This is a genomic window from Sorangium sp. So ce281, assembly GCF_051527395.1.
GTDB lineage: Bacteria > Myxococcota_A > Polyangia > Polyangiales > Polyangiaceae > Sorangium > Sorangium cellulosum_B.
The window spans coordinates 2,551,068-2,566,288 of sequence record NZ_CP150322.1 but is presented as its reverse complement, the minus strand read 5'-3'; the positions used below and the strand labels follow the sequence as shown (position 1 = coordinate 2,566,288).

The 15,221-nt window shown below is 68.6% G+C and carries 10 protein-coding genes and 1 pseudogene; 10 read left to right on the top strand and 1 reads right to left on the bottom strand.

Features of this window, described 5'->3' with window-relative positions; translation table 11 throughout:
• Nucleotides 1–41 precede the first annotated feature (41 nt).
• From WMF27_RS09865 to WMF27_RS09835, 7 genes and pseudogenes are all read left to right on the top strand, one after another.
• Nucleotides 42–569: pseudogene (locus WMF27_RS09865) on the top strand (AraC family transcriptional regulator ligand-binding domain-containing protein); the annotation flags it as partial.
• Between the two features lie 30 nt (nucleotides 570–599).
• On the top strand, nucleotides 600–1,103 hold the full coding sequence (locus WMF27_RS09860; RefSeq protein WP_437944525.1) for a helix-turn-helix transcriptional regulator: 504 nt from the start codon (nucleotides 600–602) through the stop codon (nucleotides 1,101–1,103).
• Nucleotides 1,104–1,701: 598 nt separating this feature from the next.
• The gene (locus WMF27_RS09855; protein WP_437769167.1) at nucleotides 1,702–2,163 is read left to right on the top strand and encodes a hypothetical protein; all 462 of its coding nucleotides are present in this window, start codon (nucleotides 1,702–1,704) and stop codon (nucleotides 2,161–2,163) included.
• Nucleotides 2,160–2,708, top strand: a complete 549-nt coding sequence (locus WMF27_RS09850; protein ID WP_437769168.1) for a hypothetical protein — start codon at nucleotides 2,160–2,162, stop codon at nucleotides 2,706–2,708. Before WMF27_RS09855 ends, WMF27_RS09850 begins: the two co-directional genes overlap by 4 nt.
• Nucleotides 2,709–2,896: 188 nt before the next feature.
• Nucleotides 2,897–3,817: a GIY-YIG nuclease family protein gene (locus tag WMF27_RS09845; protein ID WP_437944085.1), complete on the top strand. Its 921-nt coding sequence runs from the start codon at nucleotides 2,897–2,899 to the stop codon at nucleotides 3,815–3,817.
• Between the two features lie 599 nt (nucleotides 3,818–4,416).
• Nucleotides 4,417–5,568 carry a hypothetical protein gene (locus WMF27_RS09840; protein ID WP_437769170.1) on the top strand — a complete coding sequence of 384 codons (1,152 nt, stop codon included), beginning with the start codon at nucleotides 4,417–4,419 and terminating at the stop codon, nucleotides 5,566–5,568.
• 43 nt (nucleotides 5,569–5,611) lie between these two features.
• A complete protein-coding gene (locus WMF27_RS09835; RefSeq protein WP_437769171.1) occupies nucleotides 5,612–6,178 on the top strand; it encodes a hypothetical protein in 567 nt (188 codons plus the stop codon).
• Nucleotides 6,179–6,276: 98 nt separating this feature from the next.
• Here WMF27_RS09835 and WMF27_RS09830 read toward each other — a convergent pair whose 3' ends face one another.
• The gene (locus tag WMF27_RS09830; RefSeq protein WP_437944084.1) at nucleotides 6,277–9,081 is read right to left on the bottom strand and encodes a hypothetical protein; all 2,805 of its coding nucleotides are present in this window, start codon (nucleotides 9,079–9,081) and stop codon (nucleotides 6,277–6,279) included.
• Between the two features lie 419 nt (nucleotides 9,082–9,500).
• Here WMF27_RS09830 and WMF27_RS09825 point away from each other — a divergent pair, with 419 nt between their 5' ends.
• The 3 genes from WMF27_RS09825 to WMF27_RS09815 all read left to right on the top strand — a co-directional run bounded on the left by WMF27_RS09825 (nucleotide 9,501) and on the right by WMF27_RS09815 (nucleotide 15,142).
• Nucleotides 9,501–10,517 carry an ABC transporter substrate-binding protein gene (locus tag WMF27_RS09825; RefSeq protein ID WP_437944083.1) on the top strand — a complete coding sequence of 339 codons (1,017 nt, stop codon included), beginning with the start codon at nucleotides 9,501–9,503 and terminating at the stop codon, nucleotides 10,515–10,517.
• A 56-nt stretch (nucleotides 10,518–10,573) separates the two neighbouring features.
• The gene (locus tag WMF27_RS09820; RefSeq protein ID WP_437944082.1) at nucleotides 10,574–13,393 is read left to right on the top strand and encodes an ATP-binding protein; all 2,820 of its coding nucleotides are present in this window, start codon (nucleotides 10,574–10,576) and stop codon (nucleotides 13,391–13,393) included.
• Between the two features lie 66 nt (nucleotides 13,394–13,459).
• The gene (locus WMF27_RS09815; RefSeq protein ID WP_437944081.1) at nucleotides 13,460–15,142 is read left to right on the top strand and encodes a response regulator; all 1,683 of its coding nucleotides are present in this window, start codon (nucleotides 13,460–13,462) and stop codon (nucleotides 15,140–15,142) included.
• Nucleotides 15,143–15,221 lie beyond the last annotated feature (79 nt).

Sequence of the window (15,221 nt, the reverse complement as noted above, 5' to 3'; positions counted from 1 at the left end):
CAGAATGAGAATCTGCGACCCCTGAAGGCAATGCCACCGTGATGACGTCCGTTGCGAGGCTGGTCGTCGACCTCGGGCTCCGCGACGGCATCCGGCTGGGCGCGATGGAGCGCGCTGCGCGCCTGCCGTCGCTCGCCGCCGATCCCGACCGGCGCATCGAGATCGACCGGCTGCTCGATCTCTGGACCTATCTGCGTCAGATGCTGGACGACCCGTCGCTGCCGATCCGCGTCGCGCAGCGGGCGAGGGTGGAGGACCTGCATGTGCTCGGCTTCGCGATCATGAGCGCGCCGTCCATCCGCCATGCGTTCGACACCGCGGCGCGGTAGAGCGCGCTCCTGACCGACTCGGGCCGATGGGAGGCGATCGAGAGCGGGAAGCGCGCCGAGGTGCGGTGGCATCGCCTGCGGCCGCTCACGCTGGGGCACCGCCTCTCCAACGAGACCGCGCTGGCGCAGAACCTCGGCTGTCTGCGGCAGATGGCGGGCGACGCCCTCACGCCGCTGGAGGTGAGCTTCCGCCACGCGGCCCCGCCGCGCCGGACTGCGCACGTGGAGTTCTTCCGTTGCCCCGTGCGGTTCGACGCGCCCTGGGACGGGATGGTGTTCCGCCGCGAGGTCCTCGACATGGTGCCTGTGGGCGCGAACCAGAGGTTATGGGAGTACCTGTGCCGGAGCGTGAGCGCCCTCTGCGAGCAGCTCGCGCCGCCGTCGAGCGCGGACGGCGTGCGGCACCAGCTCGCCCGCGCGCTCGCGAGCGCCGAGGGCGGGATCCCGACGCTGGACGACGTGGCTCGCTCCCTCGGCACGACGGAGCGGACGCTGCGCCGGCGCCTGGAGGTCGAGGGGACGAGCTTCCGGAAGCTGGTCGAGGAGGTGCGCCGCGACCGCGCGGCCGACCTGCTGGCGAGGAGCAGCGTGACCGAGACGGCGCTCCGGCTCGGCTTCTCGGACACGACCGCGTTCAGCCACGCGTTCCGGCGCTGGTTCGGCTGCCCTCCGCGAGAGCTCCGGGGCGCGAGGGGGCTGCGGGCAATCAAGGGACGTGAGCGGGGGCGAGCCCGGGGCCGAGGTGACAGTGCACCTCGATACACGCTCCGATGACTCGCTCCGACAGATCCCACAATCTTCTCGATTCCCTGTCTCTCGGTGCAAAATCGATGCTCAGGCCTAATATATCGACGCGGGACCAGCTCTGGCTGCGCGGAATTGACATCGCCGAGAACCGCCTGCAAACGAGCGGCCTCAAAGCCGCCGACCCCAATCGAGCAGGCTCGAGAATGGTCCCCACCTCTCGATTCTCCACGTTGGGCTCTCTCTCCTCCCCGTCTCCCCGTGTACTCTCCCTTTCTCTGTCTCCCGCCCAACAAGCCGCTGGTGCCGACCACGCCTCGCGCGGCGGCACGCCGGCAAGACGTTCGGCGGGCGAGTGCGGTGCCGATGTGGGACTGGCGATCGCACATCCGCGCACCGTGCCGGCGCCGGCGCGCCCGGCCATGCACCCGACGTGCCAGGGCAGCAAGCTGATCGGCACGATGGGGAGCGATGCCTCGTCCGCGACGGACGATGCCCGCCCAGGGCGCTGAGTCAATCCGATACGCCGCGGGAACCAGGCAGCAGACGTGCGGCTCTCGCCCGCCACGCGGCGCTTGACACGGGCGAACGTCTGGGTGTTGCTAGAGTTCCCGGAGAGGATTGAAGCATGAGTTCGGCCGCATCCCTGAAGACCTTCCTGAAGGACAAGAAAGCGCGCGATGAGGAATCGGGGCGTCTCGCCGACAAGGAAGAGAAGATCAAGCTGCGCAGCACTGCGATCGGTGAGCTCTTCAACCACATCGAGGCCTGGCTCAAGCCGTCGGTCGACGAGGGCATCGTCGAGCTGGAGAGGGACTCCTACGTCCATCCTGACGAGCAGCTCGGTATGCTCTCAGAGGAAAGCATGAGGCTGATTGTCGGGGTATCGGAGGTCCTCTTCGCGCCTCGTACGGGCACCATTGCCGGCGCCTCAGCTCGCGTAGACATGACCTGTGACGCTCGCACGCTGCCCATTGTGCTGCTGCCGGACCGCGGATGGCACTTCCTCGTGCGAGGTCCGATCACTCGTACTGAACCCGTCACCGAGGACTCGTTCGCGGACGCGTTAAGGGAGCTTCTCGGCGGATGAGCTTCTTCGCGGACCGACCGCGCGCCTCGCAACTTCGGCAGTGGCACCTCGAGATGCGAGCTGCCATTGACGACCGCGAACTCAAGATATTGGATCTGATTGCTCAACACCTCCCGGTTCCGAATGCAGTTCTGGGTATGACGAAGGAGGAGGTAACCGTCTACCTCGAGGACGCGCGCCGCGAACTCGATGCCGCGGCGAGCCTTTTGGCGCTTGCCGAAGCTGAAGCCGTGCTCCGCGTCGACTATCTTTCTCGAGTCCAGCGCAAAGCGAAGGATCCCGTCAGCAGAACCTACCGCGAGCTGTACAAGGACAAAGAAGCAAGCGTACGGCTCGATGAGGATCTATTGGCCACTTGGGTCACCCACCATGCGGAGTGCAAATCCGCAGTGTCCGAGTTCAGGGCGGCGCTGAACCTTCGCCATTGGCTCGCGCACGGTCGATATTGGACCCCAAAGCTGGGACGGGCGTACGCTCCCAAGGACGTGTTCGAGATAGCTGAGCGACTCTTCGCGAAGCTCCCCGGAGTCACCGGCTGGACCTGACGCGCGATGCGCGGAAGTAGTCGAGGATGGCCGTAACGCACACCGCCGAACAAGATTCAGGTGCTGACGACTCGCCTAGCCGGTGCACCGCAGCACAGCCATAAGGCGCTCGGCAGCCAGGATCTCCCGCAATATCACACATCTGAGACCACGTAATCCTACAATCGGCATAGAACCCGCGAGGAGACATGGCTGAACCATACACCATACGGATCTACGTCCCAGCCGGCGATCCAGAAGGACTGAAGATTGTCGATCGGCTTAACTGGACCGGTGTAGGAGTCGCCTTTCCTCGGCTCTTGTGGCCAGAAATTGCTGCGCGGCCGGAGTTCGCAAGAGCTGGTGTGTACATCCTGAGCGGCACGGAAGAGGGATCCGCCGACGATCTACCGACGATCTACGTCGGCCAAGGAGACGGCGTCGGCGAGCGAATCAGGGCTCACTACGCCGAGAAAGAGTTCTGGGAGTGGGGATACGCCTTCGTCTCGAGCAACAGCGGTCTGAACCGCGCGCACATCACCTGGCTGGAATACGCGCTACTGGAGAGAGCCCGCAATGCCGGGCGATGTCATTTGAACAACGCGAACGCCCCGCGAGAACCCGGCCTGACGGAGGCCGAAAAGGCGGACACGCAGGGATTCCTTCGAGAACTCCTTCGCATCCTTCCACTTCTGGGCGTTCGCGTCTTTGAGAAGCCCGTCCCCATCGCTTCCTCCAACACACCACGCGCGGCTGCCGTGCCCGTGTCGCAGATCGACGATCGCGACACCATTGTAGTTCCCGCTCAAGAGGACGGGTTTCGTGACGTTTTTCTCGCCGAGAACTGCTGGTATGCGATCAGGGTCAGCGGTGGCATGCTGACGCGAATCAAGTACATCGCTGCGTATCAGACCGCCCCAGTATCCGCGATTACTCACTATGCGCCGGTGCGCGCGATCGAGCCCTACGGGGACGAGGGCAAATATCGACTTGTCTTCTCGGAAGCCGCCAGGCCGATTGGTCCTATCCCCTTCGCGAACGCCCCGACGAGCTCCATGCAAGGCCCCCGTTACACGAGCCTTGCCAGGCTCAAACTCGCGTCGAAGGTTGCAGATCTATTTATCAAGTAGGACTATCCTGACGACCCGCACTGCGGAACGAGTCGCTGCTACCGACGGCGCCGCGCTCCGCGGCAGACCGGCGCACCGTACGTCGAATGTCGGGCAGGCGGCTTACGGCCCGATCGGTCGGGGGCCTGGACAAGCAGAGAGCGGCTGTCGATGTGAGCATCGCGAGCGGCGCCCGCTTGTTCGACACCGCGGGGATGTACGGCTACGGCGCCTCGGACGCGCGGTCGGAGAGCTGACGCGAGACACCGGTGCCTCCATCGCGACTGGTCGGCCTGCTCCGGGAGTTCCCCGAGGCGCGCGACAGGAGCCGTCGCCATGTGGCCCTGCGCTGGTTGATCCAGAAGGACGTAGTTACCGGGCGCGAAGAGCAGCGCGCAGGCACGACACAACGCGGGTGCGCTCTCGTTCGCGCAGTCGAGCTCGGATTGAGGACATCGAGCGTGAGGCGGCCGCGTGGCGCGAATAGGAGGACGATGGCGCACCTTCTGATCCTGACCGTCGCTCGCCGGGCAGAGAACCTACACCACCCGCCACCGGGTCTTCCGCATTTTTTCCTCGGGCGCTCGCGCAGGCGGCGGAGCAGCGGATAGCGTGGAAGGATGAAGAACCTTCTGCAATTTCCCCTGGTGATCGCGCTGTTCCTCGCCGCCTGCGACTCCACGCCGGGCTCCGGCGGCGACGGCGGCGCAGGGCCGGACGCGTCCTCGTCGGGCTCGAGCGGCGGCGGACCGAACAATGGCGGCGGGGGCGGCGGAACGAGCAATGCCGGCGGGGGCGGCGGCGACACGTCGCCGTCCGGCACGCTGAGCGAGCGCTACCCGGACGACGTGGGGATGGCCGGTGACCCCGCCGTGCTCTTCCACGACGACTTCGAGCAAGGCTGGGGGCGCTGGGACGGCCCCACCGCCGACACACGCTATCTGCACATCGAGGCCGACGCGGCGACCGCCCACGCCGGGCAGGGCTACCTCCGCTCGACCGTGACGACCGCCGATCTGGCGGAGGAGACGTACATCTCGTCGTCCACGTGGGTCACCCATGAGCGCGTCGACGCGCTCTACTGGCGCTTCCATGTGCGCTTCCCCGAGCTCGCCCCGAACCCGCACCACTGGGTGCGCATGGCGGCGGGCACCGAGAGCTGGGACAGCAGCGGCCGCGCGAACACGGTGCCGCCCGGAGACGAGGGCTTCTGGTTCGACTTCGACACGACCACCGACGACGTCTTCAACTTCTACGCCTACTGGTACAAGATGCGCTCCGGGCGCTGCAACGACGGGACCGCCACCCCTGGCTGCGCCGGCGATCAAGGCACGACGTACTACTACGGCAATGTCTTCCAGCCGCCGGGGCAAGCGCCGTTCCCGCGCGACCGGTGGTTCTGCGTCGAGATGCACGCGCGCGCCAACACGGTCGGCCAGAGCGACGGCGCGCTCGCGTTCTGGATCGACGGCGTGGCGATCGGCGACTACCGCCCCGGCTACCCCGACGGCACCTGGCTCCGCGCCCAGTTCCACACGGGAGGGTGTGACTTCAGCGCGTGCACGCCGCCCGAGCCGTTCAGTGGCTTCGACTTCCGATCGAGCGATGACGTGCGCTTCAAGAGCTTCATGCTCGACGCCTACTACGAGCGCGACTCCGACGCGCGCCGGCGGGCGGAGATGGAAGAGCTCGGCATGACCGTCTCCGACACACACACCATCCTCTACGACGATGTCGTCGTCGCGACCGAACGCATCGGCTGCCGCCGCTGAAGCACGCTCCGCGCTCGGCCCTCTCCATGGTACCCTCCCGCGCATGGGTACCGCGAACGCCCCCGCCCCCCGACGGCGCTCGGCCCTGCGCTGCGCCGCATGCGCGGCCCTCCTGCTGGCCGCGTGCGGCCCCGCGCCCACGCTGGCCGAGCCGCGCGCGCCGGAGCCGCCGCCCGCCGCCGAGACGGTCTACATCGTCCTCCAGGATCCGCCCCCGGCGGCGGCCACAACGGCGGCCGACGGCTGGGTGCCGGAGGAATTCCCCGGCGACAACCCGTTCGAGCGGACGCGGACCTGGATCGGCGATTACGACTGCCCGCAGGGCACGACCGAGATGACGTTCCGGATCCTGGAGGTCAAGGGCGACAGGATCAAGGCCGTGTTCGGCTTTCATCATGCCGAGTCCAGCGCCGCCGGCAAATACATCATGAGCGGCCGCTACGACGCCGAGACGCGGACAGCATCGTTCTCGCCAGGCGCCTGGCTCGAGCGCCCGCCCAACTACGTCACCGTGGGCATGAAGGGCGACCTCGCGCTCGACGGCTCGCTCTTCGCCGGGCGCATCGAACACCCCGACTGCGGCGCGTTCCGGCTCCGGCCGGCGGGGTAGCGCCGCCCCTCGCGCTGCTCGTCGCAGGGCCGCGCCGAGCGACGAGCAGCGGTTTCATGATGTGGGCAGTCGCGCGAGCGAGGGGCGCCGCGCGGTCCTCAGGGCGTGCTCGACGGGTCTGCCGGGTCGCTGCCCTCGTCTTCCTCGTCGCCGTCGCGGAATCCATCGTCGTCGCGATCCAGCCCGATCCGCACCCCCGAGCCCGGCGGCACGCACGTGTACGTGAGCTCGCCCCGGTTGCGCGAGGCCCGGTGCCGCAGCGCCGCGTCGCCGATCGGCGCGTCGCAGAGCCGGTCGCCGACGAACAGGCCGGCGCCGACGTAGAGGAACCCCGTCGCCTCGTGGTTGCGCGATCCCTTGACCACGAGATCGCACTCCCCTGCATCAGCCCGCGCGCGGAGCAGATCGATCCTCGGCCCGACCGCGGCCGCGTTGTGCTGGGTGAGCGTCACCTGCTGCCCGACGATCGGCGCCAGGTTGCTGTCGAACGCGAGCAGGAACTGCTCCACCTCGCGCCGCATCACCTCCCCCTCCGGCCCCGGCGGGAACCCGCCCGGGGTGAGCGGCGACTGGTTGAACCCCATGTCGGGGGTCGCCGAGCTCACGAAGCGGAAGAGCGTCGGGACGCCCCCTTCGTTGTTGAAGCCGAAGCCGCGGACCTGGTCGCCCAGGAACGCGTCGCTGCCCGGGAAGAGATCGTTGTTCGCCATCCCGAACATGCCGACCTTCTGGTACAGATTGCGGAAGTGCGGCGACTTGAAGGCCTCGGTCTCCAGGTCGAACGTGTACCGGCCATCGGCGCCGAAGAAGCCAGGCGCATCGACGCCGAACTCCTCGTTCCCGTGGCGGTCGAGCACATGGCACGAGACGCAGGTGCCCTCCTCGCTGAAGTCGGACACGTTGTTGAAGAAGAAGCCGCGCCCGGCCTGCTGCGCCGGCGTGAGCGAGTTGTCCAGCGCCCGGATCGGGTTGGGCGGATAGGTGACCTGCAGGATGAAATCGGCGAACGCCTGCATGTCGGTCTCGGGGATGAACTCGCTCCTCCCCAGGAGATCCGTGAACGCGGCCTGGAACTCCATGAACGCCGTCACCTCGTCGAACGTCCCGCTGTCCGGGTGCGCGCTCGGCTCGTCGTCGCCGCCGGTGCGATCGCCGCGCCAGTGCATGGGCCCGTGGTTCGCCATCCCGCGGAGGCTCTGCGTCGTCATCGGCCCCTTCATCGGGTGGTGGGTGTCGGGTATCCCGAAGTCCAGCGGGTGTGACTCGAACGGCCCCGGGATGTCGACGACCACGCCGTCCGGATTGCCGAGATCCCAGGCCAGGCTGTCGAAATCGCCGTAGACATGGCAGCTCGCGCACGACGAGTCGCCGTGGCTCGACTCGAACGACGCGTCGTAGAGGAACCGGCGGCCGGCGACCACGCTCGGCGGCTCCGGGTTGTGCATCGGCACGTGCGCGATCTCGGACTCGGTCGTCGTGCTGAGGATCGAGATCGCGTTGTCGAAGCGCGTGATCGTGTAGAGGCGCCGCCGCGCCTCGTCGAGCAGGAGCCCCGTCGGGCCGCCGCCGGGCACCGGGATCTGCTTGGAGGTGCTCGGCACGAAGGTGTCGTTCTCCAGGGCGGCGGTGCTGAACACCCCGATCTTGGACGACCCGATCGTCGCCACGTACAGCGTCTTGCCGTCCCTCGTGATCGCCATCTGCTGCGGGATAGCGAGGCTCTTCCCGTTCTCGGCGTTCGGGACCGGGGCGCAGCACGCGCTGTAATCGATGTGCTTGTTGAGGTGCCTCGGCGTGACGCTGCCCGCCGGGCCGAGGACGGTGATCCTGCTCTCGTGCAGGTGGCCTCGTACCGTCTGGCCGGCGAAGATCCCGGGCCCCTCGAAGCGCTTCTCGTTCCTCGCCTCGGTGTTCGACACGTACACCTTCCCGCTGACCGGGTTCACCACCATGTTGTAGAGGATGGTGCCGACGCCGGTGTAGACCCCGGCGGCGCCGGGCAGCTGCCTCGGCGGGCTCGCGTTCGCGTCGATGACGAACACGTCCTTGTCGGGCAGCGAGAGCCGGACGGAGCTGTCCCAGACGCGGTTCAGCTCGTCCACCCAGTGGGAACCGTTGAACTTGACGATGAGCCCCGTCTCCGGGTGCGGGATCCCCTCCACGTTGGTGGCCGGCCCCGGCACGCCCCCCGCCGCCTCTCCGCCGTTCGGGATCAAGCCCTCGTGGAGCGCGGTGGTGCGGTTCCCGGAGTGGAAGGCCGCCGCATACACCTTGCTGCCGTCCGGCGTCACCGCGAGCGCCCGCGGGGTATCGCTGAACAGCGTGACGATCGTGAGGGGCGCGCCGGCGAGCGTCGACCCGAGGTGGGCGGCGTCGAAGACCCATACGTCCGCCCGGCCCACGCCGGGGGTCGTGAGCTGGGGGTCGAACGGGATGTTCTGTCCGCGATGCGCCGTCGTGATGAACGCGCGGCGCTTTCCAGGACCCGCGAACACGATATCCCGCGGCTCGTCACCCACGAGCAGCGTCCGCACGACCCGGCCCGAGTGCGCCCCCTGGGTCAGCTCGACGACGCTCACGCTGTCCGACAGGTGGTTGACGACCCAGACCTCTGTATCGCTCCGCGCCGCCACGGCCACCGGCTCGAGGCCGACGGGGATGGAGGCGCGGTGCTCGATGCCCTGATTCTTGACCCGATACACCTCGAGGTGGTTGTCGGGCGTGTTCACGGCGAATAGCAGCTTTCCGTCGGGCGAGAGCGCGAGCGGACGCACATGGCCGCTCTCGAAGAGGGTGAAAGACGACGCCGCCTCGGCGGATCGGCCGGCCGCGAGGGCGACGAGCAGCGCCGACGCCGCGACGAGACGGGCGAGGACGTCGCGCACGACAAAGTACGAGCCCATGAGTCACCTCCGATGAGTGGGGTTCTCCGCACATGATTTCGAATGGCAAGCAGACGATAAGGCGCGAAGGTTATTGAAAGGTAGTCGTGGCTGGCGCGCATTGCAATATCGCAATGGTCTTGCTTCGGCAATCGATCCCTTCGGCACACCTGCGCCGAGCTACCTACCGAGGGGCCGCGACGGTGCGAGGCAGTCCTGTCGGGCAGACGGCGCCGGCGCTCCTCGAAACAGCCCCGGGATCGCCGTGATCCGGTCGCCGGGCATCGCGGCGCCGCGGCGGCTCATGGTAGGCTGCGCAACATGCAGGGGGGCCTCGCAGTCGGGTCGTCGTCTCGGCGCCGGGAGCGCGGCGCGCGGCGGGAGCCCGTCGAGCGCCCGTTCGACACGCGTTCCGCGCGCCCCGCGAAGGAGCCCCGACCATGAAGACATCGGCTGTGCGACGCACCATCGGCTGGCTCACGGTCACCGCGCTGTCCGTCCTCGCCTCGGCGTGCCAGCCGGATCCCTCGCCCGGCGATCGGGGCAACGAGGCGCGGCCGCCGCTCCGGGTCAGCCACGGCTACTGGGTCGGGTTCTTCCCGCTGTCGATCGCCGAGGAGAAGGGCTTCTTCGACCAGCAAGGGGTGAACGTCGAGCTTGTCTTCAACCCGGATCTCTACGGCATGATCTCCGATTTCACCGCGGGCAAGGTCGACGGCTTGCCGTGGACCATGGAGGTCGTCGTGCGCATCCTCGCGAGAGAGCCCGATGCGCGGGTCGTCCTCTACCTGGGCCAGACAGCGGGCGCCGACGTCATCATGGCGCGGCCGGAGATCCAGACGATCTCCGATCTCAAGGGGAAGAAGATCGCGGCCAAGACCGGCGCGCTGGGCGAGATGCTGGTCAGCGAGATGCTGGAGAGGAGCGGCCTCGCCATCGACGACGTGACGCTGGTCAACGCGAGCGAGACGGACGTCATCCCGTTCCTGTCGAACAACACCATCCAGGCCGCGCACACCTGGGAGCCCTACGCGACGCAAGCAGGGAAGGCCGGCGCCAAGGCGATCTTCTCGAGCAAGGAGACGCCCGGGCTCTTCGCCGATTTCGCGATGTTCCGCGGCGCGGTGCTGCGCGACCGCCCGGACGATGTCCGCGCCTTCATCCGGGCCTGGTTCCAGGCCGTCGAGTTCTGGAAGGCCCACCCGCAGGAGGGCAACGAGATCATCGCGAAGGCGCTCAAGATCCCGGCCGCGGACATCAGCACGGACGGGTACGAGCTCTTCTCGCTGGAGGAGGTCCGACGGCGGTTCGCCCCGAACAACGACCCCACGTCGCTGGCCCCGCTCGTCAACAAGCACATCGATTTTCTCGTTCAGGACGGGCAGCTGGGGCGCCGCCCGGACCTCGACAACATCTTCGATTCGTCCTTCCTGCCGCCCGCCACGAACCGCGAGTGACCGCCGCGGCCCGCGGAGCACCTCGACAGCATCGCCACGGAGGCTCGACGAACGCCATGAGTCGCGCAATGCAGCAGCAGGCCCCGCTCATCACCCTCCGCATGAAGCTGATCGTGGCGCTCTTGACGGTCGCGCTCGCGCCGCTCTCGATCCTCACGCTCCTGAACAAGCGGACCAACGAGGCGGTGCTGACCGAGAGCGCCAACCAGGCGCTCGCCGCGGCCGCGTCGCAGGCCGCGACCAGCGTCGACGACTTCATCGAGAGCAACCTGGACGCGGTCCGCGTCGAGGCCCGTCTGCCCGGCCTGACCAGCTACCTGAGCCTCGGCGAGGAGGCCCGGAGGAGCGGGACCGAGGAGCACGCGCTCGCGTCGAGGACGCTGCACGGCCTCATCCGGAAGGACACGATCAACATTCTCTCCTACGCGCTGCTCGACCAGCGCGGGCAGAACGTCCTCGACACGGTGCAGACGCCCGTCGACAGGGACGAATCCAAGCGGGACTACTTCATCCACGCGGTGGAGACGGGCCTGCCTTACGCCTCGTCGGTCGCGTTCGCCGGCGAGGTGCCCCAGCTCGTCTTCAGCAGCCCCGTCCGCGACGCGCTGAACAAGAAGAAGACGATCGGCGTGCTCCGGTGCACCTACAACCTGTCCGCCGTCCAGCGGATCATCCTGTCCCAGACGCGCCTCCTGGAGGCGTCGGACGCGTTCGCGATCCTCCTCGACGAGCACCACGTCCGCCTGGCGCACGGCCGCTCCCCGGAGCTCGTGTTCAAGTCGCTGGTGCCGCTCGCCCCGGAGCTCGAAGGCCGGCTCAAGGCGGAGCGGCGGCTGCCGGACAAGCCGGCCGCGGAGCTGTCGACCGACGTGCAGGCCTTCGACGAGGGGCTGCGCCGGTTCGAGCGCGAGCAGGACCCGTCCTCGACGGCGAGCCGCTTCCTGCAGGCCCGCATGGCCGCGCGGGACGCCCCCATGAGCGCGGTGGCCCTCGCGCGCGTGAGCGCCTTCGACGGCATGAAGAAGCCGCCGTGGACCGTGGCGTTCGTGCGGCCGGAGGCGGCGTTCCTCGAGCCCATCGAGGAGAGGACGACGCGCGACGCGCTGCTGCTCGCCTCGCTGATCGCCGCGATCGTCACGGCGGTCGCCGTCCTGATGGCGCAGGTCCTGACGAGGCCGATCACGCGCCTCGCCCAGGCGGCGTCGCAGCTGGCGAGCGGGAAGCTCGACACCGCGGTCGAGGTGCGATCCCACGATGAAATGGGCACGCTGGCGGATTCCTTCAACCAGATGGCGCGCCAGATCCAGGGGTCGTTCGAGGAGCTCGAGCTCCGCGTCGAGCAGCGCACGGCCGAGCTGAAGGACGCGAAGATCGCCGCGGACGCCGCCAACAAGGCGAAGAGCGACTTCCTCGCCAACATGAGCCACGAGCTCAGGACGCCGCTCAACGGCATCCTCGGCTACGCGCAGATCCTCCGGCGCTCGCGGGGGCTGAGCGAGCAGGACCTGCGCGGGATCGACGTCATCCATCGCTCCGGCGCCCACCTGCTCACGCTGATCAACGACGTCCTCGATCTGGCGAAGATCGAGGCGCAGGCGATGGAGGCCCACGCGAACGACTTCCACCTGCCCTCGTTCCTGCGATCGACGGCCGAGATCTGCCGCATCCGCGCCGAGGAGAAGGGCATCGCGCTGGTGTATACGCCCGATCCCGAGCTCCCCACCGACGTGGTCGCCGACGAGCGGCGGCTGCGGCAGGTGCTGATCAACCTGCTCGGCAACGCCGTGAAGTTCACCGAGAGGGGCCGCGTCTCCTTCACGATCAAGCGGCTGGGCGACGGGCCGCGCCCGCCGCACGGCTCCAGGCCGGACTCCGCCGCGATCCAGAGCGCCCCGCGCAGGACGCACCGGGTGCGCTTCGAGATCGAGGACACCGGGACGGGCATCAGCCCGGATCAGCTCGACCAGATCTTCCTCCCGTTCAAGCAAGCCAGCGACGGCAAGCGCCGCGTCGACGGGACGGGGCTCGGGCTCGCGATCAGCCAGCGCATCATGAAGCTGCTCGGCAGCTCCATCGAGGTGAGGAGCGAGCCCGGCAAGGGGAGCGTGTTCTGGATGGACATGATCCTCGCCGAGTCGCCCCGGCGAACCCAGCCCACGGCGCTCCGGCCCGCCTCGGCGGTCGTCGACTACGAGGGCAAGCGGCGCCATGTCCTCGTTGTCGACGACCAGCCCGAGAACCGCGCGGTGCTCGTGACGATGCTGCAGTCCGTCGGGTTCGAGACGTCCGAGGCCACGGACGGCAAGGAGGGCCTCGCGGCGGCGTCGGAGCGCGAGTTCGACCTGGTGATCACGGACCTCGCGATGCCGGAGCTCGACGGCTGGGAGATGATGCGGCTGCTCCGGAAGGCGCCGGATCGAGCAGGATTGAAGATCTTCGCGTCGTCCGCGAGCGTCTTCCTCTCCGATCAGGACAAGAGCCTGGCCGCCGGCGCCGACGATTTCCTCCCGAAGCCGCTGCAGCTGGAGGAGCTCTTCGACAAGATCCAGCGGCACCTCGGGCTCTCGTGGATCTACGAGCAGCAGGGCGACACCGGCGCGCCGGGCGAGGCGCCCGCCAGCGCCCACCGCGACCCGAGCTCACCCGAGCCCGCCGGCGGCGCAGATACCCCGATGATCGCCCCGGCCGCCGAGGATCTGCGGCTCCTCTTCGATCTCGCGCACAGGGGGCTCTTCCACCAGCTCCAGAAGCACCTCGACAGGCTCGACCGCGCCGAGCCGAAGCTCGCGCCGTTTTGCAGGCACCTGCGCCGCCTGATGCAGGATTTCAAGATGGAAGCCGTGGAAGATTTCATCAAGAGTCACCTGCGCGATTGACGTTGCTTGGACGGCGCGCGCCTTGATTGTGGCAATGGGAGCGCGCGCCTCCTGGAGGGTAGAACGATGGATGCCAGTGAAGCCGGGATGATACTCATCGTGGACGACAACCCGAGGAACCTCGGTCTCTTGTCCGATACCCTGACGGGCTCAGGCTTTGACGTCGCGGTGGCGGTGGACGGCGCGCGCGCCCTCCGGCTCGCGCGGGAGGGGATGCCGGATCTCATCCTGCTCGACGTGAAGATGGATGGGATGGATGGGTTCGAGACGTGCCGCCGGCTGAAGGGCGACCCGGCCACGGCCGCGATCCCCGTCATCTTCATGACGGCGAGCACGGACCTGTCCGCGGACCGGGTGAAGGGCCTGAACCTCGGGGCCGTCGATTACCTCGCCAAGCCGTTCCTGGACGAGGAGCTGCTCGCGCGCGTCCGGGTGCACACCAAGCTCAGGAGGCTGACGATGCGCCTCGCCGCGCAGGTGGACGAGCGGATCGCGGCGGAGGCGGCCTTGCAGCGGCTCACGCAGGAGCTGGAGAGGCGCGTCGGAGAGCGTACGGTCGCGCTGGAGCGCGCGCTCGAGGGGCTCACGCAGGCGCAGGCGCAGATGGCGACGGTCATCCGCGCGGCGCAGGCGGTCTCGGGCGAGATCGTCCTCGACGACGTGCTCGACCGGCTGATGCGGCTCACGCTGGAGCACGCCGGCGCGCGGAAGTGCGTCCTCGTCCTCTCGCGCGAGTCCGGGCTGGTGATCGAGGCGTCGATCACGAGCGATCCGGACACGGTGGTGCTCGGGCTCTCGACGCCGGTGGGCCCGGGCGCCGATCTCGCGGCGTCGCTCGTGGAGGAGGTCGCGAGGGCCCGGCAATCGATCTTCGTCTGGGACACGGGCCGCGAGGCTCGCCCGGGGGACGCGCGGTACCTCGCGGAGAAGGGGCCGAGGTCGATCCTCTGCCTGGCCATGATGTGCCAGGGCGAGCTGATCGGCGTCCTCTACATCGAGGGCGACGCGGCGCCGGAGCCGCTGCTCGCGGCGCAGCTGGAGACGCTCGGGCTCCTGGCCTCCCAGGCGGCGGTGGCCGTGAAGAACGCCCTGCTCTACGGGCACCTGGCGGACATGACGTCCGAGCTCCGCCGCTCGAACGAGCGCCTGGAGACCGAGGTGGCGCGCCAGACGGAGGAGCTCCGCCAGACGAACGAGCGCCTGCAGCGGGAGCTCGTGGAGCGCGCCCGGGCCGAGGAGGAGCGCGCCCGGGCCGAGGAGGAGCGCGCCGCGCTGCAGGCGGAGGTCATCGACGCGCAGAGCGCCCGGCTCGCGGAGCTCTCGACGCCGCTCATCCCGATCACCGATCATATCATGGTGATGCCGCTCATCGGGACGATCGACTCCGCGCGAGCAGAGCAGGCGCTCGAGGCGGCGCTGAACGGCGTCCAGGCGAACCGGGCGAAGGTCGTCATCATCGACGTCACCGGGGTGACCGTGCTCGACTCGGCCGTCGCGAGCACGCTGATGAGCACGGCGACGGCGCTGCGGCTGCTCGGGTCGAAGACGGTGATCACCGGCATCCGCGCCGAGCTGGCGCAGACGCTCATCGATCTGGGCGTCGATCTCGGCGCCGTGGTGACCAAGGGGACGCTCCAGAGCGGCATCGGCTATGCGCTCCAGCAGGCCGGCGGCGGCGTGGCGGGCCTGCACGTCAACGGCAAGCACGCCCGCAACGACGCCGCGCCCAGGCGCCGGAGCGGCCATTAGAGCGGTTCTCAGCTGAGCCTGGAACGAGCGTCGCAGAGCGGCGGTCACCCGCACAGGAGACGGGTCCAGATCGGCGTTT